A 23,819-nucleotide genomic window follows, 5' to 3' on the forward strand; every position below is an offset into this window, starting at 1 on the left:
ATGCGTCCGGCACCTTCAACACCACTGTTCAGCAAGCCGCGTGGAGCCGCATGACTCAGGCTGGCGCGCAGATGATGAACTGGTTCTCGGTGGCCTGTGAGCTGCACCGCGACTGGCGCAACGACATTGAAGGCCTGGGTAACCTGCTGTCGCAGCGTATCCCCAACTATCGCAACCTGATGAACAGCTACTCGGCGCTGACGCAGCAGAAGTAAGTTCACGACCCACGAAAAAGCCTGCTTTTAACAGCAGGCTTTTTGTTTTTCCGACGGCTGCGGCCAACTTGGTTGCTGTGTAGCTTGCCACACCGCTTTCGCGAGCAGGCTCGCTCCTACAGGAAATTGCATTTCTCCTGACGAAACACCGTCAACTGTGTGGGAGCCTGCTCGCGAAGACGGCGGCGCAGTCACCCGAGCAATTCGCTGATCCACTGCATCTCTTGCTTCAGCGCAAGAATTTTGTCCTCCGGCAACGCCTGTTGCGCTCGCGTAAACTGCCCCAACGTCTTCTGCCGCTGACTCAGCCTGCGTTGCCATTTGTGCAGAAATGCCGGGCAGCGCGCCTGCAGATGCAGCGGTCCGAAAAACAGTTCCCTGGCATCGTAAGTCACCGGATCAGAGGCCCGCTCGGCAACGATGATTTCATATTCGAAGCGGTTCTCGTGCAGCACTTCTTCGCAAACGATCCGGTAACTGTTATCCATCAACCACTGGCGCAGCGCTTGCTCGCCGCCGTTGGGTTGCAGGATCAGCCGTTCGTGGCCATTGAGGTGAGCTTTGCCGTTCTGGAAAATATCGCGAATAGTTTCGCCGCCCATGCCGCACAGGGTGATGGCGCTGATGCCGTCGTCAGGCCTGATCGCCGCCAGACCATCGGCCAGACGCACGCTGATCTGGCCTTGCAGATCGTTGTCATTGACGGTGCGTTGCACCGCGTGGAACGGCGTGCGCGCGACCTCGCCAGCCACCGCCGCTGTAATCAGGCCTCGGCGCATCAGGGCAACCGGCAAATAGGCGTGATCCGAGCCGATATCCGCCAGCCGCGCGCCGACCGGCACGTGGGCAGCGACGCGCTCCAGGCGCATGGACAATGTCTGTTGGTTCAATGGCGACCCCGTTCACCCAGCGTTGGAAAAAGGGGTGCGACTCTGGCGAGCAACGCTGGCGCTGTCAATTACGCGATGGAATTACTCGAACCATCGGCAGCATTGCGCTGCCGATGGGCGCTTGCGCTTAGCCGGCGAGCGTTGCGTTGTCGATGACGAAGCGGTATTTCACGTCGCCCTTGAGCATGCGCTCATAGGACTCGTTGATCTGGTCGGCGCGGATCAACTCGATGTCGGAAACGATGCCGTGCTCGGCGCAGAAATCCAGCATCTCCTGGGTCTCGGGAATGCCGCCGATCATTGAACCGGCAATGGTGCGCCGCTTGGTGATCAGGTTGAATACGTTCGGCGACGGATGCGGCGATGCGGGCGCTCCGACCAGGGTCAACGCGCCATCGCGCTTGAGCAGCACGAGGAAGGCGTCGAGATCGTGCGGCGCTGCGACGGTATTGAGGATGAAGTCGAAGCTCTTGGTGTGTGCTGCCATTTCCTCGGCATTGCGCGACACCACCACTTCATCCGCCCCCAGAGCCTTGGCCGCTTCACGCTTGGATTCGGAGGTGGTGAAGGCGACGACATGGGCGCCCATGGCGTGGGCCAGTTTGATGCCCATGTGGCCCAGGCCACCGATGCCGACCACGCCGACTTTCTTGCCGGGGCCAGCGTTCCAGTGGCGCAGCGGCGAGTAGGTGGTAATGCCGGCGCAGAGCAGCGGCGCGACGGCTGCCAGTTGCGCCTCGGGATGACGGATGCGCAACACATAGCGCTCGTGCACGACGATGTTTTGCGAATAGCCGCCGAGGGTCCAGCCCGGTGCGTCCGGGGTCGGGAAATTGTAGGTGCCGATCATGCCGTCGCAGTAATTTTCCAGACCGGATTCGCAGTCATCGCAGTGCTGGCAGCTGTCGACGATGCAGCCGACACCGACCAGATCGCCGACCTTGTAGTTTTTGACGTGATCGCCAACCGCCGAGACGCGGCCGACGATTTCATGGCCGGGCACGCAGGGGAATTGCGTGCCAGCCCATTCGGCGCGCACCTGATGCAAGTCGGAATGGCAGATGCCGCAGAAAGCGATATCGATCTGCACGTCGTGCGCCGCCGGGGCACGGCGGTTGATCTGCATCGGCTCAAGAGGTTTGTCGCCAGCGTGGGCGCCGTAGGCTTGTACGAGCATGTGAGCATCCTCCATGGGGTTGTCGGACGCCCATTGTTGCGCCTGGGTCGGAGCGCGAGGTAGTGCATTTCTGTGAAATGCTTGCCTGATTCTGCTGTTGATTGCGCAACCGAAAGGCAGCCGTATGGCTGCCGTTTCAGGCTCAACGCGGATTGGGCTGGTCGTCCATCTCGGCGTTATCGGTTTCCTGACGTACACGCTCCTGATCCAGGCCGGTACTGTCATCGTCCAGCGGGATTTCGCCTTCGTTGTCGGGCAGTTCGTCGATGCCGCGTTCCTTCATCGGATCGACCTCGGTACGCCCCGGACTCAGCGGGTCGGGCGTGGTTGGGAGCGGATCGTCACCTTGCTTGCCTTGATCGTTATTCATCTCACACCTCGTCATGGCCGTTTTCTACGGCTTGTGCAGGTTGGAGGTGCAGGCGATTTTCGCCGTTCGATTTTTTTGCCTGCCTTCGGTCGCCTCGCAAAAAAGCGGAATTTCTCCGACGCGCGCGGCTCCATAAACCAACAGCCAGAGGCGAGGAGGCAATGATGAGCAGTTCATTCAAAGTCGGCGATGCGGTGCGCTGGAATTCCGAGGCCGGCGAGATTCACGGCAAAGTGGTCAAGGTGCACACCCGCGACACCGAGTTCATGGGCCGCCACCGGCCAGCCTCGAAAGACGCGCCGCAATACGAGGTCAAGAGCGACAAGACCGGCCACCTGGCCATGCATCACGGCGACGCGCTGAAGCACGCTTAGAAACGTGCCAGTCGGTAGGCGTCGACACTCGGCAGCGCGAGAGCCGCGCCTGAGACCATCTGCCCGATCAATTCCGCCGTCAGCGCCGCTTGAGTCAGGCCTAGATGCTGATGACCGAAGGCAAGCAAGACCTTGCCGTCGCAAACCTGATCGATCACCGGCAGGGAATCCGGCAGCGACGGGCGAAAGCCCATCCACGGTGTCGCGCCATTAGCGTTCAGATCCTTGCGAAACAGGCCTTGGCTCAGACGCTGCAACTGCCAGGCGCGCGCCATGTTCGCCGGCCGCTCCAGCCCGGCGAATTCGACCGTGCCGGCCAGGCGCAGGCCTTCGCGCATCGGCGTCATGATGAACTTGCGTTCCAGCGAGGTGACGGGGAAGGGCAGGCGACCATGCTCGTGCGGCAGCATCAGGTGATAGCCACGTTCGGTGTCCAACGGTACCTGCTTGCCAGTCAGCGCGGCAGTCAGTTTCGCCGAATGCGCACCGCAGGCCAGTAACACGCGTCTGGCCGTTACCCCGCCATTACCGGTCACTAATAAAACACCGTTCTCCTGCACGTAGCCGCCCTGAACCTGCTGCTGGAGAAAACTCACGCCGCTGCTGCGAGCCGCTTCGACCAGTGCGCAGACCACCCGATAGGGATCAAGGAAATGCCCGGTTCGCGGGAAAAACAGTCCGCCCTGAATCTGTTCGCTGAGCTGTGGCGCCGTTTCGCGGATCGCCCCGGCCTGCCAGTAATCCACCGGCACCTGCTGCTGATGCAGGCGTGCCTGCAAGGCTTCGAGCAATTGCCGCGATTCAGGTTTTTCGAAGACCAGTAACGAGCCGTCAACCTTGAGCAGATCCGGGCGCTGGATATCGCTGAGCAAGCGCTGCCACGCATCCAGGCTGCTTTCATTGAGCGCGCGCAAGCCGGCGACGGTTTTCTGAAAAGGCTCAGGCCGCAGATTCAGCAACAAGCGGGTGAACCACGGCAGGGCGCGCGGCAGGTATTTCCAGTCCAGACGCAGCGGCCCCATCGGGTCCATCAGCATGGCCGGCAAACGCTTGAGGATCGAAACATCAGCAATCGGAAACACCTGCTCGGTGGCCAGATGCCCGGCATTGCCGAACGAAGCGCCGTGCCCCTGTTCCTGCTGATCGATGACCACCACGCGCAAACCCTGACGCGCCAGGCGCAGTGCGCAAGCGACGCCGATGATCCCCGCGCCGACCACCGCGATGTCGTGCGAAGGGTTATTCGCCATGGTGTGTCGCTTCCCGTTGGCCATCGAGCAAGCGCCGAAGGTTTAGCGGATTGGTCTGTTGCAGCGCCGTTGGCAGCAGACTGTCGGGGAAATCCTGATAGCACACCGGCCGCAGGAAACGCAGGATCGCCGCAGTGCCCACCGAGGTGCTGCGCGCATCCGAGGACGCCGGGTAAGGCCCGCCATGGACCATCGCATCGCAGACTTCCACGCCGGTCGGCCAGCCGTTGACCAGCAAGCGCCCGGCCTTGCGCTCGAGGGTTGGCAACAACGTGCGCGCCAGTGCAAGGTCGGCGTCATCCATGTGCAGGGTCGCGGTCAGTTGGCCTTCCAGATGTGCGCAGACCTGACGGATTTCTTCGTCACTGCTGCATTGCACGATCAGCGCTGTCGCGCCGAAGACCTCAGCCTGCAAACGCTGATCGGCGAGAAAATTCGCTGCATCGGTGCTGAAGACATGCGTCTGACACTGATTCGGGCCGCCGCCGTCTTGGCCAACCGCTACCGCACTCGCACGGGGATTGTCTTGCAGAGCCGTCACGCCTGTTTGACAGGCGCCGAAGATGCCGGGCGTGAGCATGGTTTGCGCCGCACTGCGCGGGATCAGTTCAGCCACCGCGCTGAGGAACCCGTCGAGCGCCGGGCCTTTGCGGGCAATCAGCAATCCCGGGTTGGTGCAGAACTGCCCGGCGCCCAGTGTCAGCGACGCGACAAACCCTTCGGCCAACGCCTGCGCGCGATTTTCCAGCGCGGCGGGAAACAGCAAAACCGGGTTGATCGAGCTCATTTCCGCATACACCGGGATCGGCTCGGGTCGCGCTTGCGCAACTTTCATCAAGGCCAGACCGCCAGTGCGCGAGCCGGTGAAACCAGCGGCTTTGATGCGCCAGTCGCTGACCAATGCGATGCCGACTTCGTAGCCAGAATCGAACAACAAGGAAAACACGCCCTCGGGCAGAGCGCAGGCCTTGACCGCTTGCGCGACTGCGCGGCCGACCAGTTCGCTGGTGCCGGGATGCGCGCTGTGCGCCTTGACGATCACCGGGCAACCAGCCGCCAATGCCGCAGCGGTGTCGCCACCGGCCACGGAAAATGCCAGGGGAAAGTTGCTCGCACCAAACACCGCGACCGGCCCCAGGGCAATCTGCCGCTGGCGCAGGTCGGAGCGCGGCAGTGGCTGGCGTTGCGGTTGCGCACTGTCGACGCGCACATCCAGCCATTCACCCGCGCGCACCGTACGGGCGAACAGGCGCAATTGCGAGCAGGTGCGGCCACGCTCGCCCTGGAGGCGTGCAGGCGGCAGACCGGTTTCGGCGTGGGCGCGTTCGATCAGTTCATCGCCAAGGTTTTCGATGTGTTCGGCAATGCTTTCGAGAAATGCCGCACGGGCGCTCAGGCTGGTTTCGCGATACGCATCTTGCGCCGCCCAGGCCAGGGCGCAGGCCTGTTCCACCTGTTCGGCTGACGCTCCGGCGTACTGCGGTTCAAGTGCCTGGTTGGTCGTCGGATCAATCCCGCGAAAGGCCGGACGATGGCCCGCCACGGATTGTTGGCCGATCAGCATGTTGCCCGTCAGAGTCATGGTGTCTTCCTGTGAAATGAGCGAGGCCTGCCGCGAATCGTGATGACTCGCGGCAGGTGGCGGTCAGGCGAAGTTCTGCTCGGCGGACCAGTTTTCGTACCAGTGACGGAACAGCGAATACTGCTTCTCGGCATAGCGCCGTTGCGAGTCGCTCAGCACGTCGCTTTCGTTGAAGTGCAGGGTGTATTCCTTGTCGCCGTTGAGCACCATCAGATGCTTGTAATACAGCACCAGATCGCAACCTTCGTCGAACGATGACAGCACGGCCAGCGCCGACTCCAGTTCCCGCGCCTGGCGCCGGGCCTTGGCATCGCCTTGCGCGGCCTGCTTGCTCAGCGCCACCAGTTGCAGCACTTCGCGGGGCAGGGCGTTGCCGATGCCGGTAATGGCGCCGGTGGCGTTGCAGTTGACGAAGCCGTGCACCACTTGCGTGTCGACGCCGACCATCAGCGTCACGTCCTCGTCCTTGGAGGTGATGTTCTCGGCCGCGTAGCGCAGGTCTGCGCCCCCACCAAATTCCTTGAAGCCGATCAGGTTCGGGTATTCGCGACGCAGTTCGAAAAACAGATCGGCGCGGGTGGCGAAGCCGTAGTAAGGGCTGTTGTAAATCACCGCCGGCAAGTTCGGTGCGGCTTGCAGGATCGCGGCGAAGTGGGCCTTTTGCGCCGTCGCCGAAGCGCCACGGGACAGCACGCGCGGAATGACCATCAAGCCTTGCGCGCCGACTTTCGCCGCATGCGCTGCGTGGGAAACCGCTTCTCGGGTGTTCACCGCGCCAGTGCCGACGATGGTCGGCACCCCGGCAGCGACCAGCCGCGCCACGCCTTCCTGACGCTCGGCTTCAGTCAGCAGCGGCCAGTCGCCCATCGAGCCGCAGTAGACCACGGCGCTCATGCCGACATCGATCAGCTCGCGTCCCTTGGTCACCAGCGCATCGAAGTCCGGTTTGCGCTGGGCGGTGCATGGGGTCATCAGGGCCGGCATGCAACCAGTGAAGATGTTGTCGCTCATGGTTCAACTCCTTGGCATTTCGTTTGATTCGAAGTGAAAAATCGGCGTGGCGGCTCAGATGCCCCACGCGAACGGGTCGGTTTCGTCGATCAGCAAGGTGCTGTCGGCGGTCATGTAGGCGCGGCCGGTGATGAACGGGCGAATGCGTTCACCTTCCCATTCGAAGCGCCCTTCGAACTGGCTGCCGGTAATGCTCGCCTGGATCCACGGCGCGCCCGCTTGCAGCTTGTCGTCAGCGGCCAGGCAGGCAAGTTTGGCACTGGTGCCGGTGCCGCATGGTGAGCGGTCATAGGCTTTGCCGGGGCACATGACGAAGTTGCGGCTGTCAGCCTGATCGTCATCGGCGAACAGTTCGATGTGGTCGATGACCGCGCCGTCTTCGCCACAAATGCCTTGGTCTTCCAGCGCCTTGAGCATCGCCCAGGTGTACGCAGTCAGGTGTTCGACGTTGTCCATCGTTAACCTCTGGCCATGCTCGGAGACCAGATAAAACCAGTTGCCGCCATAGGCGATATCGCCGACCACGCGGCCATAACCCGGCACCTCCACCGGTACCTGTTTGCGATAGCGGTAAGCGGGCACGTTGCCCAGGGTGACCGAGCCATCGTCATGCAAAGTCGCGCTGACTTGCCCCACCGGTGTGTCGATCTTGTGCACGCCCGGCTGGATCTTTCCCAGATGCTGCAACGAATTGATCAGGCCGATGGTGCCGTGGCCGCACATGCCCAGGTATCCGGCGTTGTTGAAGAAGATCACCCCGCAGGTGGCATCAGGCGACACCGGTTGGCAATAGAGCGCGCCGACCAGCACATTGTTGCCGCGTGGCTCGAGCAGACAGGCGCGGCGCCACTGATCGTGCTGGCTGCGCAGGGCGTCGCGTTTCTCGACCATGCTGTTGCCGGACAGCTCGGGGAAGCCGCTCATCACCAGTCGCGTCGGCTCGCCGCCGGTGTGGGAATCAATGACGTGTACTCGTTTCATGAAGAGATCCCGTTGGATGATTTCAGTAGGCGCCGGCAGGGCGGGCGGTGACGGTGGACGAGGGCGCAGGGCTGTCGCTTTCTTCGTCCTCGTCGTCCAGGCGCAGCAGATGGGCAGGCACGCCGGTCGCTGCGCCCCAGTAGTAAATACCGGTGGCGCAAGCGGCGACGACAAGGGTGTCGAACGGATGAGCGAGGATGCCCAGGCCACCGAAGGTGCCGAGTTTCGACAGCACGATAGTCACCGCGTAGAAGGCGATCAGCCACGCGGATGAGCGCACCTGACGCGCCAGACTCAGATGGGCGGTGGGCACAAAGCGACCGCAGAACAGATAGATGACAAACATCAGGATTTGCAGGCCGAGCAGCCACGACACGGTGTTCCAGCCCGACCAGTAGACGATCAGCGCGGCGATGATGAACGATACCGGCCCGAGCAGGCCCATGCTCTTGACCCGGAACGGGCGCGGCATGTCCGGCGCATTGCGCCGCAGCGCCGCAACCGATACAGGCGCCACCGCATAGCTCAACACCAGCGCGGCGGAGACCACGTTGATCAGCGCTTCCCACGACGGGAATGGCAGGGTCCAGAACACCGACAGGGCGAAAGTCAGCCACAGCGCCGGACGCGGGATGCCGGACTTTTCATCGATGTGGGTGAAGACCTTGAAGAAAGTGCCGGTCTGCGCCCAGCCGTAGATCACTCGCGGGGTGGCGTTCATGTAGATGTTGCCGCAGCCGCTCGGCGAGATCACCGCATCGGCGACCACCAGATACGCCAGCCAGCCGACACCGAGCGCCAGGGCGATGTCGCGATAGGGCAGGGCGAATTCCTTGCTGATACCGGCCCAGCCGTTGGCGAGCATCTCAGTCGGGATGCTGCCGAGAAAGGCCATTTGCAGCAGCACGTAGATCAGAGTCGACAGCAGCACCGAGAGAATCAGCGCGATGGGAATGGTGCGCTGTGGATTTTTCACTTCGCTGGCCACGGAAATGATCGGCGTCAGGCCCAGGTAGGCAAAGATGATCCCCCCGGCAGAGACCGCCATCTCGACGCCCGACAAGCCGAACGGGGCGAATCCCTGAACCTGAAAGTTCTCCGGTTTGAAAAAGGTGAACAGCACGCCGATCACCAGCAACGGCACGATGAATTTGAACACGCTGACCAGATTGTTGGCCTTGGCGAAGGTCTTCACGCTGCGGTAGTTGAGCAGGAAAAACACGCAGAGCAGGCCGAACTGCACCAACCAGCCGAGGATCGTCGGATCGCCACTGCCAGCCTTGGTCAGGCCGGGAAACCACGCCGCCGCGTATTGGCGCGAGGCGACCACTTCGATCGCTACCAGACTGGAAAACGCAATCAGCGTAATGAAGCCCATCAGGTAGCCGAGCAGCGGGCCGTGGGAATAAACCGGGTAGCGCACCACACCGCCGGCACGGGGCAATGCCGCGCCCAGTTCGCAGTAGACGATGCCCAGCAGCAACACGGCGAAACCGCCCAGCAACCAGGAAAAAATCCCCGCCGGACCGGCAATCGCCGAGACATGGCTGGCGGCGAACAACCAGCCGGAGCCGAAGATCGCGCCGAGTCCGATAAAGGTGAGGTCGATCAATGAAAGCTGTTTTTTGAACTTGCCTTGGCCTGACATGGCATCGCCTTCTTGTGAGTTATTGGATAGGCAGTTGTGTCACGGGGACGAGCAGACTTTGCACCGCTCGGCAGTGGCGGCGATTGATGTTTTATGCCGGGATCGATGACGAATTCAGCACAATGGCGCCGATGAATGCGCGGCCTCGACAGGGCCGCGACGTTGCTGCACTCTGCTCGCGGACGGCGTTTCTGGCGCTTCATCGCAAAGGAGATTTTTCATGCAGCCTGGGTTTTCGATCCTGTGCCAAGGCACTGACGGCCTGCGTCCGCAGACCCTCGAAGCGATGGTCGCGGGTGCCGCGCAGCTGTTGCCGATACTCGATGTGATCCCGAATGCGGCGATCTTCATCAAGGATCTGCAAGCGCGCTATGTGCTGGCCAACCGCACGCTGGTGCAGCGTTGTGGCTTGAAAGACCTGCGCCCATTGCTCGGCAAAACCAGTGCGCAGGTTTTCCCGGCGCAGTTGGGCCCGGGTTACACCGAGCAGGATCGCAAGGTGCTGGAGGAAGGTTTCGTGTTGGAGGATCAGCTCGAACTGCACCTGTATGGCAGTCGCGAACCGGGCTGGTGCCTGACCCACAAGCGGCCGATCTACAACCGTGACGGGACGATCATCGGCCTGGTGGGGATCTCGGTGGATCTGCAGTCAGCCAGCGAAACCCACCCGGCGTTCGAGCGCCTGGCGGCGGTCGATGAATACATCCGCGGCAACTTCAACCGGCGGGTGACGCTGGGTGAACTGACGCGGATCGCCGGGATTTCCGTGGCGCAACTGGAACGCTACTGCAAACGCGTTTTCCACCTGACACCACGGCAGATGATTCAGAAAGTCCGCCTGGAACACGCGCATCGATTGCTGCACAGCGACTTGCCGATTACCGAGGTTGCGCTGCAATGCGGCTACACCGATCACAGCGCTTTCACCCGTCAGTTCAAGGCCTCGACCGGGTTTACACCACGCGAATACCGGCAAGCCACCGGGCATTAGATCAACACGGCCAGCCAGGCCGAGAGCAGCAGAAGAAGGGCCAGTGCCGCGTTCATGCGCTTGAACGCTTGCGGTGAGCTGAGCAACCGCGTGCTGCCGACGCCAAGCAGCGCCCAGAGCGTCATGCACGGCAGCGACACCAGCAGAAATGCCAGCGACAACACCAGCAGGCGCAGGGTCTTGTCGCCGCCGCCAACGAATACGCTGACCACCGCCACAGCCATCATCCACACCTTCGGATTGACCAGTTGCAGCAGCGCCGCGCCGAATACGCTCAAGCCTTGTTCCTGGGCGGCATTCGGGTCCAGCGATGGCGGCGGGCTGCGAAAGATCTGCCACGCCAGCCAGCTCAACCAGAGCACACCAGCCCAAGCCATGGCTTGCTGCACGCGCGGAAAGCGCAACAGGGTTTCGCCAGCGCCGAGCCCGACCACCAGCACAATCAGCGCCGCCGCCGCACAGGCGCCGAAAATGATCGGCAACGTGGCAATCAATCCGCGCCGCGAACTGTGGCTCAGCACCAGAATATTGGTCGGCCCCGGCGTGATCGAGGCGACGAAAGCAAACAGCAGAAAGGGCAGTAAAGAAGCCATGGTGCAAATTCCTGAAAGTCGAAACAGGACACCATGATCGTCAGCGGGCGGGCCTCAGTCTGGAAGATTTGAGCAGCGTCTGCGGTAGTCCGCCGGGGTCAATTGATAGGCGCGGCGGAACCAGCGCCCCAGATGACTCTGATCGGCAAAACCAAGCACGCTGGCCACCTGCGCTGGCGTCTCGCCGCGCGCGAGCAATTGCCGCGCCTTGGCCAGTCGCAGTTGGATCAGGTAGGCGTGGGGTGCCAGACCGAAAGCGGCCTTGAACGCGCGGGTCAGGCGAAAACGATCAACGCCACAGGCTTGCGCTAGGTCGTCGAGGCCGATGTCTTCGTAGGTGTGGGCATGCAGATAGTCGCGCGCAACCTGCGCAACCAGTGGCAGGCGCGGATCGAAGTCCTGACGCTTGCGCCAGTCGAGGTGGCGGGTGAGGGACGCCAGCAGGCCATCCAGCGCAGTCTGCCGGACGATGCGCAGATCGCCGTCATGTAACGCGTGGAAGGCTTGCACGATCGCAGTCGACAGGCGCGGATCGTGGCTCAGGGTGTCGGCAAAGCCTGGCTGACTGTCGGCCGGTGCCTCTTCGAACAGCGCGTGCAGTTCACGCTCCAGCCAGTGCGGATCCAGATACAGCATCGAATAGGTAAAGCCATCCTCGGTCGGCGCGTGGCCATCGTGGATTTCACCCGGCTCAAGCAGAAACACATGCCCCGGCGTACTGCGATGACGCACCCGGCGACAGTTGAATTGCTGGACGCCTTGCTCGGTAACGCCGACGAGAAAGCTGTCATGCCAGTGCGGATCGTAGGCATGCCCTCGGAAATGCGCACGAATCGACTCGATCCCGGTATCGACATCCTGGGAGAGAGAGATCCAGTTGCGTTTGTCCATGGGAGGACTCCATAGGGCGGTTGAGCTTGGGCGTTTTTAAAATACCGCGTGGGGGAGAAGAGTGTTTAGAAGATTTGTGCAGGTGCGCAGGGGGATCGAGTCAGGCAATGTGTCCTGGATGGGGTGGGACCACAAAACGCAGACGAAAAAAAACCGCCTTCGCGGGGCGGTTTTTCAATCCTCGGTTTGGAGCCGAGGCCATGTGCTTCACTAGCCACACCAACATGTCCGCGCATGGTATTGAGTTTATCCCGTCAGTGCAACGAAGGTTTAGCGTGATGTGCGAGGTTTTTTCGGAACGTCCAACGCATGTAACTGAATTCAGGTCTGTCAATAAACATTGTCAGAAATACGGTTTTACAAAGGTTCAGGCGTAGCCGCAGAATAACCTTGGCTACTCGGGTTTTCTCTTCTGATTTCTGCGTTAAGATGCCTGCGCTCATCTTGTTGGTAGAGCTGTGAGGTTTGGCTGGGGGCGCAAAAGGTTTCACGCCCTCTGACGCGGATTCGCACCCGCGCCGGAATGATGTCTCGGAGGGATTTCAACCGGCCGCCTCACTAGCTACACCAACATGTAGGCTGAAGGCACGCATGGTCCGGTAAGTTTGCTGGAGGTTTGGCCGCCAGCCCTGGAGGCCAAAACGTATGAAGCTTTTGCTGCGTACGCTGAGCCTTGTATGGAGATTGTTGAAAGCCTTACGCTTTTACGAGTTCCTGCGAGATCACTTTGACGCCTTGAAATAAGGTCGTCTAAGTGGGGAAAGACCCGTTTCGGTTTCGACTGATGCGGGTCTTTTTTTGTGCGCAAAAAACTGTCAAAAACGGGATTTTCGGTTTTATGCTTTCGACTTTGTAGGGCGTTTCGCTTAATGACGTAAGCCACAGCATGAAGATCGATCCAATAGCGGCTCATGCTCGATCAGCCATTGATTGCGTCAATAATAACCATTAAGTCAATGAAGTTCTCATATCCACGGTGCGGCGTAAGATCGGCTCCATACCCAACCACTGCAACTCGGAGCAAATCATCATGAAACGCCAGACTATTCTCGGTATCGCTTTCTCGGTTTTTGCACTGAATGCCTTCGCCGCCACCGAAACCGACCCACTGTTCAGCGACGCGGTCGCCTCCACTCAAACGGACCGCTTGTTCAGCGATGCAGTAGCCGCAACCGAAACCGATCCACTGTTCAGCGATGCAGTCGCTGCGACCGAAACCGACCCGCTGTTCAGCGATGCAGTAGCCTCTGATGGCTCCGATCATCTGCAAGGCAATCGGGTCGCCGAAGGCGGCGCTGACCGTCTGCTCGAACGTCGCACCGCTTGAGCGCAACCATGAGCATCGATAACGAATGCCGCCTCAACCACAGGCGGCATTCGCTCTATCCACGCTTTACAACTCTGCTCTAAACCGCACTCGGCAGCACGGCCTTGTCGCGATCGCGGCTCTTGAATGTCGCCCAGAAACACAGCAATACCGCCACGGAAAAACCGGCGGGGAACAGCCAGATGCTTCTCCAGTCATGCCCTGCGCTTGATGTGAAGTGGTCGGTAATCCGTCCCGCGATCCAGAAACCAATCAACATGCCCAATCCGTACGTAGCCAAGGTGATCAAACCTTGCGCCGAGCTGCGGAAGCGTTCCGGTGCCTTGGCATCGGTGTAGATTTGCCCGGACACGAAGAAGAAGTCATAGCACACACCGTGCAGGGCAATGCCGATCAGCAGCATGAATGCCTGATCGTCGTTATTGCCGAACGCAAACAGCACGTAGCGCAACGCCCAGGCAGCCATGCCGACCAGCAGGGCGATCTTGATGCCGAAGCGATGGATGAACAGCGGCAACAGCAACATGAACAGCACTTCCGACACCTGACCGATGGCCATCTTCGCTGTCGGGTTGGTCACGCCTATCTCGGCCAGAAACGGATTGGCATTCTGGTAATAGAAGGCCAGCGGAATGCAGATCAGGATCGAGGCGAGGAAGAACACCAGATAGCTGCGATCCTTGAGCAAACCCAAGGCATCGACCCCGAGCATCTGCTTGAGGCTTGATGAGCCCGCTGCACTTTTCATCGGCGCAGTACTCGGCAGACTGAAGCTGTAAAGCCCCAACAGCAGCGATGCGACGGCGGACATCAGGAACGTATTGCGCAAGCCTCCGGCCGCGATGCTTTGCTGCGAGTCCCAGGCGAACACGAAGCTGATCACCACGCCGGCGACGATCCAGCCCACCGTGCCCCACACGCGTATGCGCGAGAACTCCAGCGCCGGGTCTTTGATCTGGCGGAACGCCACGGCGTTCACCAGTGCCAATGTCGGCATGTAGACCATCATGTAGGCGAGCACATAGGGATAAAACGCGCTGAAGTCTGCCGCGCGATAGAGCTGATAGAGCAACACTGCGCCAAGCAGATGCAGCACTGCCAGAATGCGTTCGGCGTTGAAGAAACGGTCGGCAATCAAGCCAATGACAAACGGCGCCAGAATCGCGCCCCAGGATTGCGTGGCGAAGGCCATGCCGACCTGGCCGCCGCTGGCAGCCAGCGTTGTCGCCAGAAAAGTGCCGAGGGTGACGAACCAGCCGCCCCAGATAAAGAACTGCAAAAACATCATCACGCTGAGTCGCGCATTCATTACGTTCATTTCAGATCACCGTATTGTTTTTATGTCGGTAACGCGGATGAATCAATCGTCAGTCAGGCCGAGCAGGCGCCGGTTGGAAGCGGCATCGGCGCTGACCCCGGCGAAATCGTCGAAGGCCTTGGCGGTCTTGCGGATCATGTGTCGCTCGATGAACGCCGCGCCTTGCGCAGCGCCCTGTGCGGAGTCTTTCAGGCAGCACTCCCACTCCAGCACGGCCCAGCCGTTGAAGTCGTATTGGCACAATTTGCTGAAGATCGATTTGAAATCGATCTGGCCGTCGCCCAGCGAGCGAAAGCGCCCGGGACGCTCGACCCAACCCTGATACCCGCCGTAGACGCCGGAGCGCGCATCAGGGCGGAACTCGGCATCCTTGACGTGAAACATGCGGATGCGTTGGTGATAGCGATCGATGAAGCCGAGGTAATCCATTTGCTGCAGCAGCAGGTGGCTCGGGTCATACAGAATTGCGGCGCGGGGGTGATGATTCACCGCTTCGAGAAACTGTTCGAACGACGCGCCGTCATGCAAGTCTTCGCCGGGATGGATTTCGTAGCACAGATCAACGCCAGCCTCTTCGAAGCAGTCGAGGATCGGCAGCCAGCGCTTGCCCAGTTCGGCGAAACCTTGCTCGACTAAACCGGCCGGACGTTGCGGCCATGGATAGACGTAGGGCCAGAGCAGGGCACCGGAAAAGGTTGCATGGACCGTGAGTCCCAGACGCTGGCTGGCACGGGCGGCCAGTTTCAACTGCTCAATGGCCCACTCGGTGCGCTCCTGCGGTTTGCCGCGCAGCGCGGGCGGGGCGAAGTCGTCGAACAGGCTGTCGAACGCCGGATGCACCGCGACCAATTGCCCTTGCAGGTGCGTCGACAGCTCACTGATCACCACACCCGCGCGGGCGCAGACGGCGATGAGTTCGTCGCAGTAATCCTGGCTCTCAGCGGCGCGCTGCAAATCGATGAACCGTGTGCCGAGGGTCGGTACCTGGATGGCTTTGTAGCCTTGCGAGGCCGCCCACTCGGCAATGTTGGCGAGGGAGTCGAAAGGCGCTTCGTCGGCGATGAATTGCGCGAGGAAAATCCCCGGACCTTTCAGGCCAGTCGAATTTTGCTGATCACTGTTCATTGTGCTGGGCTCCTGTCAGTGGGCCGGGGATCTCGCTCCACTTTTCATTGCCAAGGTGATTGGCGATGGCGGTTTCAATGAAGGCCATGCCGCGCAAGCCGGTCTCGATGCCCGGTGCCTGATGGCCCTCGGCGCCATGCACAATCGCTTCGGCGAGATCGCCGTACAGGTTGGCCATGGCTTCCAGATAACCTTCGGGATGCCCCGCAGGCAGGCGCATGCGTTGAGTTGCGGCGGCACACAGCCACGGCTGATCGACCCCGGAGCGCAGAACGCGCATCGGCTCGTTCAACGGTCGATGAATCAGGCTGGCCGGATCCTCTTGGCGCCATTCCAGGCCGCCCTTGTCCCCGTAGACGCGGATCTTCAGCGGGTTTTCCTCACCGGCGCAGACCTGGCTGGCGAGCAATACACCACTGGCGCCGTCGCGCATTTTGAACAGCATCGCCACATCGTCATCCAGTTGCCGACCCTCGACATGCGAGCCGAGCATTGCGCTGATGAACTGGATCGACTGGCCGGCAACGAACTCGGCGAGGGAAAACGCATGGGTGCCGATGTCGCCGATGCAGCCGCCGATCCCGGATTGCGTCGGGTCGTCGCGCCAGCCGGCCTGCTTGTTGCCTTGCCCGGCGACATCGGTGCTGAGCCAGCCTTGCGGGTACTCGACGAGGACTTTGCGCACGCGCCCGAGCACGCCGCTGGCGACCATTTCGCGGGCCTGCCAGACCATCGCGTAACCGAGGTAGGTATGCGCCAGGCCGTAAATTCGCTGGCTGTTGATGACCACCGAGTGCAGCGCCTGCACCTCGGCGAGGTTCAGCGCCGCGGGTTTCTCGCTGAACACGTGAAAACCAGCGCTCAATGCCTCACGGGCAATCGGTGCGTGCAGATGATTGGGAGTGACGATGACCACCAGTTGCATGCGCTGCTCGGCGGGCAGGGCGGCCTCGCGGGCGAGCAGGGTTTGCCAGTCGTCGTAACAACGCTCGGCCGCGACACCCAAGGACGCAGCGGTGCGCTGATTATTCTCCGGGTCGCGGCTGAATGCGCCGCAGACCAGTTCGAAGCGTCCGTCGAGGCCGGCGGCTTGCCGGTGGGCACGGGCAATGAATGAACCTTCACCGCCTCCTACAAAACCCATTCTTATTTTTGCGGCAGCGTACATGGCAGTCGTCTCGGTAGCTGGATGCAATGTTGATGAGTGATGTAACCGGTTACATCGTGGGCGAAATCTAGGCGTGAAATAGCCGGGTGTCAAATGGCAGCGGATGATCGACAGCGTTTCGATCGCTCGTCGCCTGCGGTAAGCTCCGCGCCTGATCGGCATGAAACAACGAGGTGTTTTTGTCCAATATTCGCGAAGTGGCTCGGCTGGCCGGGGTTTCCGTGGCGACGGTTTCGAGGACTTTGAAATCGCCCGAGCGCGTGCTCGCGCCAACCCGTGAGCGCGTCATGGCCGCCGTGGAGCAGGCCGGCTATCGGCCGAACCTGATGGCCGTGCAGTTTCGCTCGCGGCGCACCGGCAATCTGGTGATTCTGGTGCCGACCATCGCCAACACCTTTTTTGCCCGGGTCATCAGCGGCGCGCAGCAAGCGGCGCAGGCGGCCGGTTATCGCCTGCTGCTGTGCGATACCCAGGGCCGGGAAGAACTGGAGCGACAATTCGCCGAGCTGGTTTACGCCTATCAGGCCGACGGGGTGATCCAGTTGCGCGCTTACGATCCTTTCGAAAACGCCCCGGCCGACGCCGATGTGCCGCCGATCGTTAACGCCTGCGAAGTGCTCAAGGCCGGACGATATCCAACCATCAGCCTGGACAACGTCGCCGCCGCCAAAGCCATGACCGACCACCTGATCGCCTTGGGACACCGACGCATCGGCCTGATCAAAGGCTCAAAAAACAGTCCGCTGACTTTGGATCGATTGGCAGGCTACGAAGCGGCGCTGCGCGAGGCCGGGATTGCCTTCGATGAAGCACTGATCTGCCATGGCAATTTCAGCCTCGAGGCCGGTTTTGCCGGCGCGCAAAACATGCTCGCATTGGCCGAGCGGCCGAGCGCGCTGTTCTGCGAAAACGATGAAATGGCCATTGGTGCGCTCAAGCGCATCCGGCAGGCCGGGCTGCGTGTGCCCGAGGATATTTCAGTGGTGGGTTTCGATGACATTCCCATGGCTGCGTTCTGCGATCCGCCGCTGACCACCATCTCGCAACCGGCCGAGGCGTTCGGGACTAAAGCGGTCGAGATGCTGATTGCGCTGATCGAAAAACAGCCAATGACAGAGCGGCATGTCGTCTTGCCATTCGAGCTGACGCCACGCAGCAGCACGGCTCGCATCGACAACACGGGCAAGCGCTAACCGAATCACGCCGCTGGCGGTTTCGCCAGCGCAATCCCCGCTGCGCCCAACCGCTTCAACACTTCGAACAACAAATCGCTCTTGGTCAGCCCGACAATCCTCGGGCTGCCCACATAGCCGGTGACCGTGAGGGTTATGCCGTCCGGCGACAATTTGCTGAAACGCACGAATGGCGCCGGTTTATCGAGGATGGTTTCGTTCTCGTGATACGCATCCAGCAGCAGTTGTTTGACCTGCTCAGGATCGATATCCAGCGGAAACACCAGCTCCAGCGATGCCACGCCTTGAGCACTGCCGCCGAGGGTAACGTTGCGCAGGTTCTGCGAGATCAGTTGCGAGTTGGGCACGATCACGATCGAGCGGTCGCTGAGCTGGATTTCCGTGGCACGCACGTTGATCCGGCGGATGTCGCCCTCGACGCCGCTGATGCTGATCAGGTCGCCGACTTTCACCGGGCGCTCGGTGAGCAGGATCAGGCCGGAGACGAAGTTCTTGACGATCTCCTGCAAGCCAAAGCCGATGCCCACCGACAACGCACTGACGATCCACGCCAGGTTGGTCCACTGCACGCCCAGCGACGACAGCGTCAGCAGAATCACAAAGGCGTAGCCGATGTTGGAAAACAGCGTGCTCAGCGATGCGCACATGCCCGGATCCATGTCGGTCTTGGGCAGGAATTCGTTGTCGAGCCAGCGGCTCAATGCGCGGATCAGCCAGATACCGATCAGCAGTGCCAGCAGCGCGTTGAGCAGATGCGCCGGGACGATATTCAGCTTGCGCAAACCGGCGCCGCCGAGGATCGACATGATGTTGGTGACCAGTTGGCCGAGGGTGGTGCCGATTCCGCCGACAAACAACGAAATCAGCGCCATCAGCATCAGGCCGGCGCGGCTGACGCCGGACAACAGGATCGACGTCTGCTCAAGGCGCCGATCGCTGACGCCGAGCAATTGCTTGAGCGCCTGGCCGCTCGCGTGTTTCGGCGAAAACAGGTGCTCACAGGCGTCCTTGACCAGCTGAATCAGCAAGTAGAAGCCCGACAGTACGACATAGCCCCACACCAGCTCATAACTGATGAACCGTGCCAGCGAAACATAGCCGGCAAGCAGGGCGATGGCCGTCACCAACATCGAGAGACTGGCGACGCTGTAGATCAGCCCGGCGAACACGCTATTCGTAGCCGACGCGTCATTGGCTGCGACCAAAGCCTTGCGCACTTTGCCGACGCGCAACAGCATCGTGCCGATGATCGCCAGCACCACAATGGAAATCACGCCGCGCCCGGCCATCACGATGTGGCTGCTCATGCCTGTGGCATTGGCGACTTGCACCAGCGTTACCAACACCAGCAACGAGCAGGCGAGGATTCGCGGATAAGGCTTGAGGGCCAGCGCCACTGGATCGGCAATCGACGGCAGGCGCCAGGACGGGTGCGCGGTGGAGAGCAATGCGCGGCTGAGCCCGGTGATCAGCACGCAGGCATAGACGACTTTCTCGAACTCTTCGGAGAAGGTTTCCAGCACCGGCGGCAGTGCGTCGTGGCGGGTGCAGGCGTAGAACAACAGCTTCAGGGCGATGGCGGTGGTGACGAACGTCGCGATAGCTGAGGCGAAGGCCAAGGCGCTTCTGCGCAGTCGGCCCTCCGCCACGCGATGAATGCAGAACCAGGTCAGCCCGCGCTCAGCCAGACGTCGGCCGAAGGTCCAGATCAGCAGCGCCAACAACACCAGCACGCAGGTGTAGAAGCGCTCGCCCGGCGCCCAGACCGTCGCCCATACGTCAGCCACCTGCTCGACGAACAGTCGCAGGCGCTGGTGGTCGTCTTCGCTTGGATTGACCAGCGGTGCCCAGAAATACGGGCTCAATACGCTGCGGGTGCTCAGGGTCAGTTCGCTTTCCAGCAGGGTGCGGCGGATGCCGGCGATTTGCGTGATCAGGTCGGCGGCGTTCTGTTTCAGTGCGGCGAGGCTTTTCAGGGTGCCATCGACCTTGCTTTTCTGCTCTGCCAGCGTCGCCCGCTGCGCGACGATATCGGCTTGCTCGGCGGCCACCTCGGCGTCGGGCGCCGTGCCGAGCACGCCCAGTTGCACCGCCAGTTGCGCCTGTTGCGGCAACAGCGCTGCCGACAACCGATCGACATCGAGAATGAACGCCTGCACCCGATCCTGCGGGCCTTCGAGCTGGTTGTAATTGTTTGCCGCCGAAATCTGCTGCTTGAGCCCGTCGAGGCGTTGTTGCAGGGCTTGCAGATCGCTTTGCGAAATTACCGGCAGTGGTGCTGCGCCGGAGTTTGCCGGCGCGGCAACATCCGCCGCCCACAGCGCAGCGCTGCCCGGCATCAGCAGTAGGAACAGAATCAAAAACAACGACTTGAATGAACAGCGCATGGGGGCGGCGGGCTCGAGTGGATCACACAGTCTATGAGGGTAGGTGATCGCGCCGAACGGGGCGGAAAACTTTCTCTGCAAGAGGCGCTTACACGCTCATCCAATCCGGCGGAATGATCCGCGCAGCGAGCGGTCAACCGGCAATAACAGCTTCGAGAGCGTGCCATGTCCATCGCCAAGGAAACGATTGAATACCTGCGCCAACATTCACTGATCATCACCACCGCCGAATCCTGCACGGCCGGGGAAATCGTCATGTTGCTGTCGGAAGTACCCGGCAGCGGCGAGCTGATCGAGTGCGGCTATGTGGTCTATTCGCCGCAAGCCAAACAGCGCCTGCTGCACGTCAGCCCGGCGACCATGGATACCTTCAATCTGACCAGCGTGGAAGTGGCCAGTGAAATGGCCGTCGGTGCGTTGCGCGACAGCACCGCCAACGTCGCCGTCGCCACCACTGGCATTCTCGGACCCGACGATATGGATGGCATCAAGGCCGGTACGGTGTGTTTCGCCTGGGCATTCCAGTTCGATGACAAACATTTTCTGTTCAGCACCCAGCAATGGTTTGCCGGATCGCGCAGTGAAGTGCAGACCCTCGCTTCTGAATTCGCCCTGCAGCAGTTGCCCGATTATCACCGTCGCGCCTTGCACGGCGAAGGAGGGTGGCGCCGATGAAGCCTGACGCCGACCATCCCGATCTGCAGAGCCGACAGTTCCCGGTGCAGGAGGACATGGCCTATCAGTTGAAGGTCTGGCGCTTCGAGCACATCGGTTGGTATCTGCTGGTGCTGTGCATGCTGCTGGGTCTGTTGGGGCTGTTTTCCCGTGGCGTGCTCAGTTCGCAGGACGCCCGCAGCGCCGATGGCAAAGTCCAGGTCGAGTACGAGATGTTCCACCGCAACGGCTCGACCAACCCGCTGAAACTCAGCGTGCACACGGCGCCTGAAGCCACTGTCGAACTCGACATCGGTGGCGAGATGCTCGATGGCTTCAGCGTCGAAACCATGCAACCGGCCCCGGTGCGTATGCGCAGCTCAAAACAGGGCATGCGCTTGTGGTTGCAGGCGGATGCCCAAGGCCAGGCGACGCTCTATGTGACGCTGCGCGGTGACGGATTGGGCCTGTTTCGCAGCCATATCCGCGTGCCGGGCTCGAGCGAAGTGAAGCTTACTCAATTCATTTATCCATAGGTGACCCATGGACTCGGTGTTGCGCGCACTCGCGATGTATCTGGCACTGATGGTGCTGTTCAAAATTGCCGGCCGGCGTTCGCTGGCCGAGTTGACGACGTTTGATTTCGTCCTGCTGATGATCATCGGTGAAGCCACCCAGCAAGCGCTGCTCGGCGATGATTTTTCCCTGACCAATGCGTTTCTGGTGATCATTACGCTGATCGCTGTGGATGTCGGTTTTTCCCTGCTCAAACAGCGTTCCAGTTGGGTGTCTCGGCTGATCGATGGCGAGCCGACGATCATTGTCGAGAATGGCAAGCTGTTGCACCGACGCCTGCGTCATGCGCGGCTGGTCGAGGCGGATGTCATGGAGGCGGCACGCTCCAGTCAGGGCATAGAAACCATCGACCAGATCAAATTCGCAATCATCGAGCGCAACGGCAAGATTTCCGTGATCCGCCAGGATCCGGAAGGCGGCTGAACCTTTGACGCCGCACGGCCGCAATTTTTTTGAACGCTGAAAAAGCCTCACAGCCCAATGCTTACAAGTCATCGGAGGATTGCGAAATGAACGAGGCAGCGAGTTACTTCTCCATCGCCGTGGCGGTGATCATTCTGCTGGTCGACCTGTGGGCGATTGTCAGTGTGTTTCGCAGCAACAAAAGCGTCGGCGTCAAAGCCGCCTGGGCAATCGGTCTGATCGTATTCCCGGTGCTCGGCCTGATCGTGTGGGGCATCGCCGGCCCGCGCGGCGTCAAGGTAGGGCCCTCGTCTCCGGAGCACAGTAAGGGTTGAGAACCCTGATTTGCGCACATCCGGAAAATGGGAGGTGAACGATGAAAGCTGTTGTATTTCATGGCGTCGGGGACATCCGCCTGGACGATGTGCCCGAGCCAACCATTCAAGCGCCGACCGATGCCATTGTCAGGCTGACCGCGTCGGCCATTTGCGGCACCGATCTGCATTTCATTCGCGGCAGTGCGCCGGACATGCAGCCCGGCACGATCCTTGGGCACGAGGGCGTGGGGATTGTCGAAGCGCTCGGCGAAGATGTGCGCAACCTCAAGGTTGGCGATCGCGTGCTCATTCCCTCGACCATTGCCTGCGGCAACTGCTCGTACTGCCGCGCCGGCTATTTCGCCCAGTGCGACGTGGCAAACCCCAACGGTAAAACCGCTGGCACGTCATTTTTTGGCGGGCCGAAAACCACCGGGCCGTTCGATGGCCTGCAAGCCGAGAAAGCGCGCATCCCTTTCGCCAACATCGGCCTGATCAAGCTGCCGGACGCCATCACCGACGATCAGGCGATCGCCATGTCGGATATCTTTCCCACTGCCTGGTTCGGCGCCGACATGGCACGGATCAAGGACGGCGACACGGTGGCGGTGTTCGGCTGCGGGCCGGTCGGACTGTTTGCGATTATCAGCGCGAAGCTGATGGGCGCCGGCCGGGTGTTCGCCATTGATGGCCTGGAAGATCGCCTCGCTCGCGCGCAGGCATTGGGTGCCGAGTGCATCAACTTCGAGAAAGAAGATCCAGTTGAAACCATTGCGCGCCTGACTGCGGAAATTGGCGTGGATCGGGTGATCGAGGCCGTGGGCATCGACGCCAACCATTCCCATCACGGCCATCACCATCCTGCGCAGTGGCAACCGGGTGATGCGCCTTCGCAAGCGCTGGAATGGGCGGTCAAGGCTGTGGCCAAGGCCGGCACGATTTCCATCATCGGAGTCTATCCCGCCGGGTTCGACAGCTTCCCGATCGGCGAGGCGATGAACAAGAACGTACGCATCAACATGGGCAACTGTCATCACCGCAAATACATTCCCAAGCTGATCGAAATGACCCTCGCCGGGCGCGTCGACCCAGCGAAAGTGCTGACGCAGGACGAGCCTTTGACTGACGCGATTTCGGCGTTCAAGGCGTTTGATCAACATCAATCCGGCTGGATCAAGGTCAAGCTGGAACCGGGTAGCGATACCACTGCTGACAGGAGATCGTCATGAAAAAAATCTGTGTATGTCTGGGGGTCTGCTCGATGTTTCTGTTGAGCGGCTGCTTCGATTCCAACGATGCACCCAACAAGGACGGTGACAAGAGCAAGCCGTCGGTGCAGATGCAGACCGAGAAGCCTGAGGAGGGCAAGTAACTGCTGG

At 61.0% G+C, this 23,819-nt stretch carries 25 protein-coding genes; 11 read left to right on the forward strand and 14 right to left on the reverse strand.

Annotation, left to right across the window (positions count from 1 at the left end; genetic code table 11):
- Positions 1-215 (forward strand): hypothetical protein (locus tag F8N49_RS02830; protein ID WP_151550742.1); only part of this gene is annotated, 215 nt, incomplete at its 5' end.
- 191 nt (positions 216-406) lie between these two features.
- On the opposite strand, the gene F8N49_RS02835 is transcribed toward F8N49_RS02830, so the two are convergent.
- The 3 genes from F8N49_RS02835 to F8N49_RS02845 all read right to left on the reverse strand — a co-directional run bounded on the left by F8N49_RS02835 (position 407) and on the right by F8N49_RS02845 (position 2,652).
- Positions 407-1,105, reverse strand: a complete 699-nt coding sequence (locus tag F8N49_RS02835; protein ID WP_306106527.1) for a tRNA (adenine(22)-N(1))-methyltransferase TrmK — start codon at positions 1,103-1,105, stop codon at positions 407-409.
- Between the two features lie 127 nt (positions 1,106-1,232).
- The gene (locus tag F8N49_RS02840; RefSeq protein WP_071171871.1) at positions 1,233-2,282 is read right to left on the reverse strand and encodes an NAD(P)-dependent alcohol dehydrogenase; all 1,050 of its coding nucleotides are present in this window, start codon (positions 2,280-2,282) and stop codon (positions 1,233-1,235) included.
- A 142-nt stretch (positions 2,283-2,424) separates the two neighbouring features.
- The gene (locus tag F8N49_RS02845) at positions 2,425-2,652 is read right to left on the reverse strand and encodes a hypothetical protein (protein ID WP_151550743.1); all 228 of its coding nucleotides are present in this window, start codon (positions 2,650-2,652) and stop codon (positions 2,425-2,427) included.
- 164 nt (positions 2,653-2,816) lie between these two features.
- Here F8N49_RS02845 and F8N49_RS02850 point away from each other — a divergent pair, with 164 nt between their 5' ends.
- Positions 2,817-3,026 carry a DUF2945 domain-containing protein gene (locus F8N49_RS02850; protein ID WP_051600414.1) on the forward strand — a complete coding sequence of 70 codons (210 nt, stop codon included), beginning with the start codon at positions 2,817-2,819 and terminating at the stop codon, positions 3,024-3,026.
- Here F8N49_RS02850 and F8N49_RS02855 read toward each other — a convergent pair.
- The 5 genes from F8N49_RS02855 to F8N49_RS02875 form a co-directional block, all read right to left on the reverse strand.
- A complete protein-coding gene (locus tag F8N49_RS02855; RefSeq protein ID WP_151550744.1) occupies positions 3,023-4,276 on the reverse strand; it encodes an FAD-binding oxidoreductase in 1,254 nt (417 codons plus the stop codon). The genes F8N49_RS02850 and F8N49_RS02855 overlap by 4 nt on opposite strands.
- Positions 4,266-5,858, reverse strand: a complete 1,593-nt coding sequence (locus F8N49_RS02860) for an aldehyde dehydrogenase (NADP(+)) (RefSeq protein ID WP_151550745.1) — start codon at positions 5,856-5,858, stop codon at positions 4,266-4,268. Before F8N49_RS02860 ends, F8N49_RS02855 begins: the two co-directional genes overlap by 11 nt.
- Before the next feature lie 63 nt (positions 5,859-5,921).
- The gene (locus F8N49_RS02865) at positions 5,922-6,869 is read right to left on the reverse strand and encodes a dihydrodipicolinate synthase family protein (protein WP_151550746.1); all 948 of its coding nucleotides are present in this window, start codon (positions 6,867-6,869) and stop codon (positions 5,922-5,924) included.
- Between the two features lie 54 nt (positions 6,870-6,923).
- Positions 6,924-7,850, reverse strand: a complete 927-nt coding sequence (locus tag F8N49_RS02870; RefSeq protein WP_151550747.1) for a 4-hydroxyproline epimerase — start codon at positions 7,848-7,850, stop codon at positions 6,924-6,926.
- A gap of 22 nt (positions 7,851-7,872) precedes the next feature.
- Entirely contained in the window at positions 7,873-9,498 is a 1,626-nt protein-coding gene (locus tag F8N49_RS02875; protein ID WP_151550748.1) for an APC family permease, read from the reverse strand.
- 220 nt (positions 9,499-9,718) lie between these two features.
- Here F8N49_RS02875 and F8N49_RS02880 point away from each other — a divergent pair, with 220 nt between their 5' ends.
- The gene (locus F8N49_RS02880; RefSeq protein ID WP_071171877.1) at positions 9,719-10,489 is read left to right on the forward strand and encodes an AraC family transcriptional regulator; all 771 of its coding nucleotides are present in this window, start codon (positions 9,719-9,721) and stop codon (positions 10,487-10,489) included.
- Here the strand turns inward: F8N49_RS02880 and F8N49_RS02885 are convergent.
- Together F8N49_RS02885 and F8N49_RS02890 are read right to left on the reverse strand one after the other, a co-directional pair.
- A complete protein-coding gene (locus F8N49_RS02885; protein ID WP_151550749.1) occupies positions 10,486-11,082 on the reverse strand; it encodes a LysE family translocator in 597 nt (198 codons plus the stop codon). The genes F8N49_RS02880 and F8N49_RS02885 overlap by 4 nt on opposite strands.
- A 54-nt stretch (positions 11,083-11,136) precedes the next feature.
- Complete coding sequence (locus tag F8N49_RS02890; RefSeq protein ID WP_016774246.1) at positions 11,137-11,973, reverse strand: AraC family transcriptional regulator; 837 nt, start codon at positions 11,971-11,973, stop codon at positions 11,137-11,139.
- 1,030 nt (positions 11,974-13,003) lie between these two features.
- On the opposite strand from F8N49_RS02890, the gene F8N49_RS02895 reads away from it, so the two are divergent.
- Positions 13,004-13,300, forward strand: coding sequence for a hypothetical protein (locus F8N49_RS02895; protein ID WP_024012526.1), 297 nt, complete (start codon positions 13,004-13,006; stop codon positions 13,298-13,300).
- A gap of 79 nt (positions 13,301-13,379) precedes the next feature.
- Here the strand turns inward: F8N49_RS02895 and F8N49_RS02900 are convergent, their stop codons facing one another.
- From F8N49_RS02900 to F8N49_RS02910, 3 genes are read right to left on the reverse strand one after another with little or no spacing between them, the layout of a single operon-like run.
- A complete protein-coding gene (locus tag F8N49_RS02900; RefSeq protein WP_122708242.1) occupies positions 13,380-14,618 on the reverse strand; it encodes a nucleoside permease in 1,239 nt (412 codons plus the stop codon).
- A gap of 42 nt (positions 14,619-14,660) precedes the next feature.
- On the reverse strand, positions 14,661-15,743 hold the full coding sequence (locus tag F8N49_RS02905; protein ID WP_151550750.1) for a sugar phosphate isomerase/epimerase: 1,083 nt from the start codon (positions 15,741-15,743) through the stop codon (positions 14,661-14,663).
- Positions 15,733-16,887, reverse strand: a complete 1,155-nt coding sequence (locus tag F8N49_RS02910; protein ID WP_151550751.1) for a Gfo/Idh/MocA family protein — start codon at positions 16,885-16,887, stop codon at positions 15,733-15,735. The genes F8N49_RS02905 and F8N49_RS02910 overlap by 11 nt, the downstream gene beginning before the upstream one ends.
- Before the next feature lie 203 nt (positions 16,888-17,090).
- On the opposite strand from F8N49_RS02910, the gene F8N49_RS02915 reads away from it, so the two are divergent.
- Complete coding sequence (locus tag F8N49_RS02915; protein ID WP_110645869.1) at positions 17,091-18,104, forward strand: LacI family DNA-binding transcriptional regulator; 1,014 nt, start codon at positions 17,091-17,093, stop codon at positions 18,102-18,104.
- 5 nt (positions 18,105-18,109) lie between these two features.
- Here F8N49_RS02915 and F8N49_RS02920 read toward each other — a convergent pair whose 3' ends face one another.
- On the reverse strand, positions 18,110-20,491 hold the full coding sequence (locus tag F8N49_RS02920) for a DUF3772 domain-containing protein (protein WP_151550752.1): 2,382 nt from the start codon (positions 20,489-20,491) through the stop codon (positions 18,110-18,112).
- 165 nt (positions 20,492-20,656) lie between these two features.
- Here F8N49_RS02920 and F8N49_RS02925 point away from each other — a divergent pair, with 165 nt between their 5' ends.
- The 6 genes from F8N49_RS02925 to F8N49_RS27840 all read left to right on the forward strand — a co-directional run bounded on the left by F8N49_RS02925 (position 20,657) and on the right by F8N49_RS27840 (position 23,812).
- A complete protein-coding gene (locus tag F8N49_RS02925; protein WP_151550753.1) occupies positions 20,657-21,166 on the forward strand; it encodes a CinA family protein in 510 nt (169 codons plus the stop codon).
- Positions 21,163-21,681 (forward strand): hypothetical protein, encoded by a 519-nt coding sequence (locus F8N49_RS02930; protein ID WP_151550754.1) that lies wholly within the window; start codon positions 21,163-21,165, stop codon positions 21,679-21,681. Before F8N49_RS02925 ends, F8N49_RS02930 begins: the two co-directional genes overlap by 4 nt.
- A gap of 7 nt (positions 21,682-21,688) precedes the next feature.
- Complete coding sequence (locus F8N49_RS02935; protein WP_024012534.1) at positions 21,689-22,144, forward strand: DUF421 domain-containing protein; 456 nt, start codon at positions 21,689-21,691, stop codon at positions 22,142-22,144.
- A gap of 86 nt (positions 22,145-22,230) precedes the next feature.
- Entirely contained in the window at positions 22,231-22,458 is a 228-nt protein-coding gene (locus F8N49_RS02940; protein WP_151550755.1) for a PLD nuclease N-terminal domain-containing protein, read from the forward strand.
- Positions 22,459-22,499: 41 nt separating this feature from the next.
- Positions 22,500-23,669 carry a zinc-dependent alcohol dehydrogenase gene (locus F8N49_RS02945; RefSeq protein WP_073475215.1) on the forward strand — a complete coding sequence of 390 codons (1,170 nt, stop codon included), beginning with the start codon at positions 22,500-22,502 and terminating at the stop codon, positions 23,667-23,669.
- Complete coding sequence (locus tag F8N49_RS27840; protein WP_178116876.1) at positions 23,666-23,812, forward strand: hypothetical protein; 147 nt, start codon at positions 23,666-23,668, stop codon at positions 23,810-23,812. Before F8N49_RS02945 ends, F8N49_RS27840 begins: the two co-directional genes overlap by 4 nt.
- Positions 23,813-23,819: the final 7 nt, after the last annotated feature.

The organism is Pseudomonas sp. GXM4 (assembly GCF_008923895.1).
In the GTDB taxonomy this organism is placed as follows: Bacteria; Pseudomonadota; Gammaproteobacteria; order Pseudomonadales; family Pseudomonadaceae; genus Aquipseudomonas; species Aquipseudomonas atacamensis.

Coding starts and splice junctions, on each gene's coding strand:
- F8N49_RS02840 (WP_071171871.1), bottom strand. CDS start 2,282: ATGCTCGTACAAGCCTACGGCGCCCACGCTGGCGACAAACCTCTTGAG.
- F8N49_RS02845 (WP_151550743.1), bottom strand. CDS start 2,652: ATGAATAACGATCAAGGCAAGCAAGGTGACGATCCGCTCCCAACCACG.
- F8N49_RS02850 (WP_051600414.1), top strand. CDS start 2,817: ATGAGCAGTTCATTCAAAGTCGGCGATGCGGTGCGCTGGAATTCCGAG.
- F8N49_RS02855 (WP_151550744.1), bottom strand. CDS start 4,276: ATGGCGAATAACCCTTCGCACGACATCGCGGTGGTCGGCGCGGGGATC.
- F8N49_RS02860 (WP_151550745.1), bottom strand. CDS start 5,858: ATGACTCTGACGGGCAACATGCTGATCGGCCAACAATCCGTGGCGGGC.
- F8N49_RS02865 (WP_151550746.1), bottom strand. CDS start 6,869: ATGAGCGACAACATCTTCACTGGTTGCATGCCGGCCCTGATGACCCCA.
- F8N49_RS02870 (WP_151550747.1), bottom strand. CDS start 7,850: ATGAAACGAGTACACGTCATTGATTCCCACACCGGCGGCGAGCCGACG.
- F8N49_RS02875 (WP_151550748.1), bottom strand. CDS start 9,498: ATGTCAGGCCAAGGCAAGTTCAAAAAACAGCTTTCATTGATCGACCTC.
- F8N49_RS02880 (WP_071171877.1), top strand. CDS start 9,719: ATGCAGCCTGGGTTTTCGATCCTGTGCCAAGGCACTGACGGCCTGCGT.
- F8N49_RS02885 (WP_151550749.1), bottom strand. CDS start 11,082: ATGGCTTCTTTACTGCCCTTTCTGCTGTTTGCTTTCGTCGCCTCGATC.
- F8N49_RS02890 (WP_016774246.1), bottom strand. CDS start 11,973: ATGGACAAACGCAACTGGATCTCTCTCTCCCAGGATGTCGATACCGGG.
- F8N49_RS02895 (WP_024012526.1), top strand. CDS start 13,004: ATGAAACGCCAGACTATTCTCGGTATCGCTTTCTCGGTTTTTGCACTG.
- F8N49_RS02900 (WP_122708242.1), bottom strand. CDS start 14,618: ATGAACGTAATGAATGCGCGACTCAGCGTGATGATGTTTTTGCAGTTC.
- F8N49_RS02905 (WP_151550750.1), bottom strand. CDS start 15,743: ATGAACAGTGATCAGCAAAATTCGACTGGCCTGAAAGGTCCGGGGATT.
- F8N49_RS02910 (WP_151550751.1), bottom strand. CDS start 16,887: ATGGGTTTTGTAGGAGGCGGTGAAGGTTCATTCATTGCCCGTGCCCAC.
- F8N49_RS02920 (WP_151550752.1), bottom strand. CDS start 20,491: ATGCGCTGTTCATTCAAGTCGTTGTTTTTGATTCTGTTCCTACTGCTG.
- F8N49_RS02925 (WP_151550753.1), top strand. CDS start 20,657: ATGTCCATCGCCAAGGAAACGATTGAATACCTGCGCCAACATTCACTG.
- F8N49_RS02930 (WP_151550754.1), top strand. CDS start 21,163: ATGAAGCCTGACGCCGACCATCCCGATCTGCAGAGCCGACAGTTCCCG.
- F8N49_RS02935 (WP_024012534.1), top strand. CDS start 21,689: ATGGACTCGGTGTTGCGCGCACTCGCGATGTATCTGGCACTGATGGTG.
- F8N49_RS02940 (WP_151550755.1), top strand. CDS start 22,231: ATGAACGAGGCAGCGAGTTACTTCTCCATCGCCGTGGCGGTGATCATT.
- F8N49_RS02945 (WP_073475215.1), top strand. CDS start 22,500: ATGAAAGCTGTTGTATTTCATGGCGTCGGGGACATCCGCCTGGACGAT.
- F8N49_RS27840 (WP_178116876.1), top strand. CDS start 23,666: ATGAAAAAAATCTGTGTATGTCTGGGGGTCTGCTCGATGTTTCTGTTG.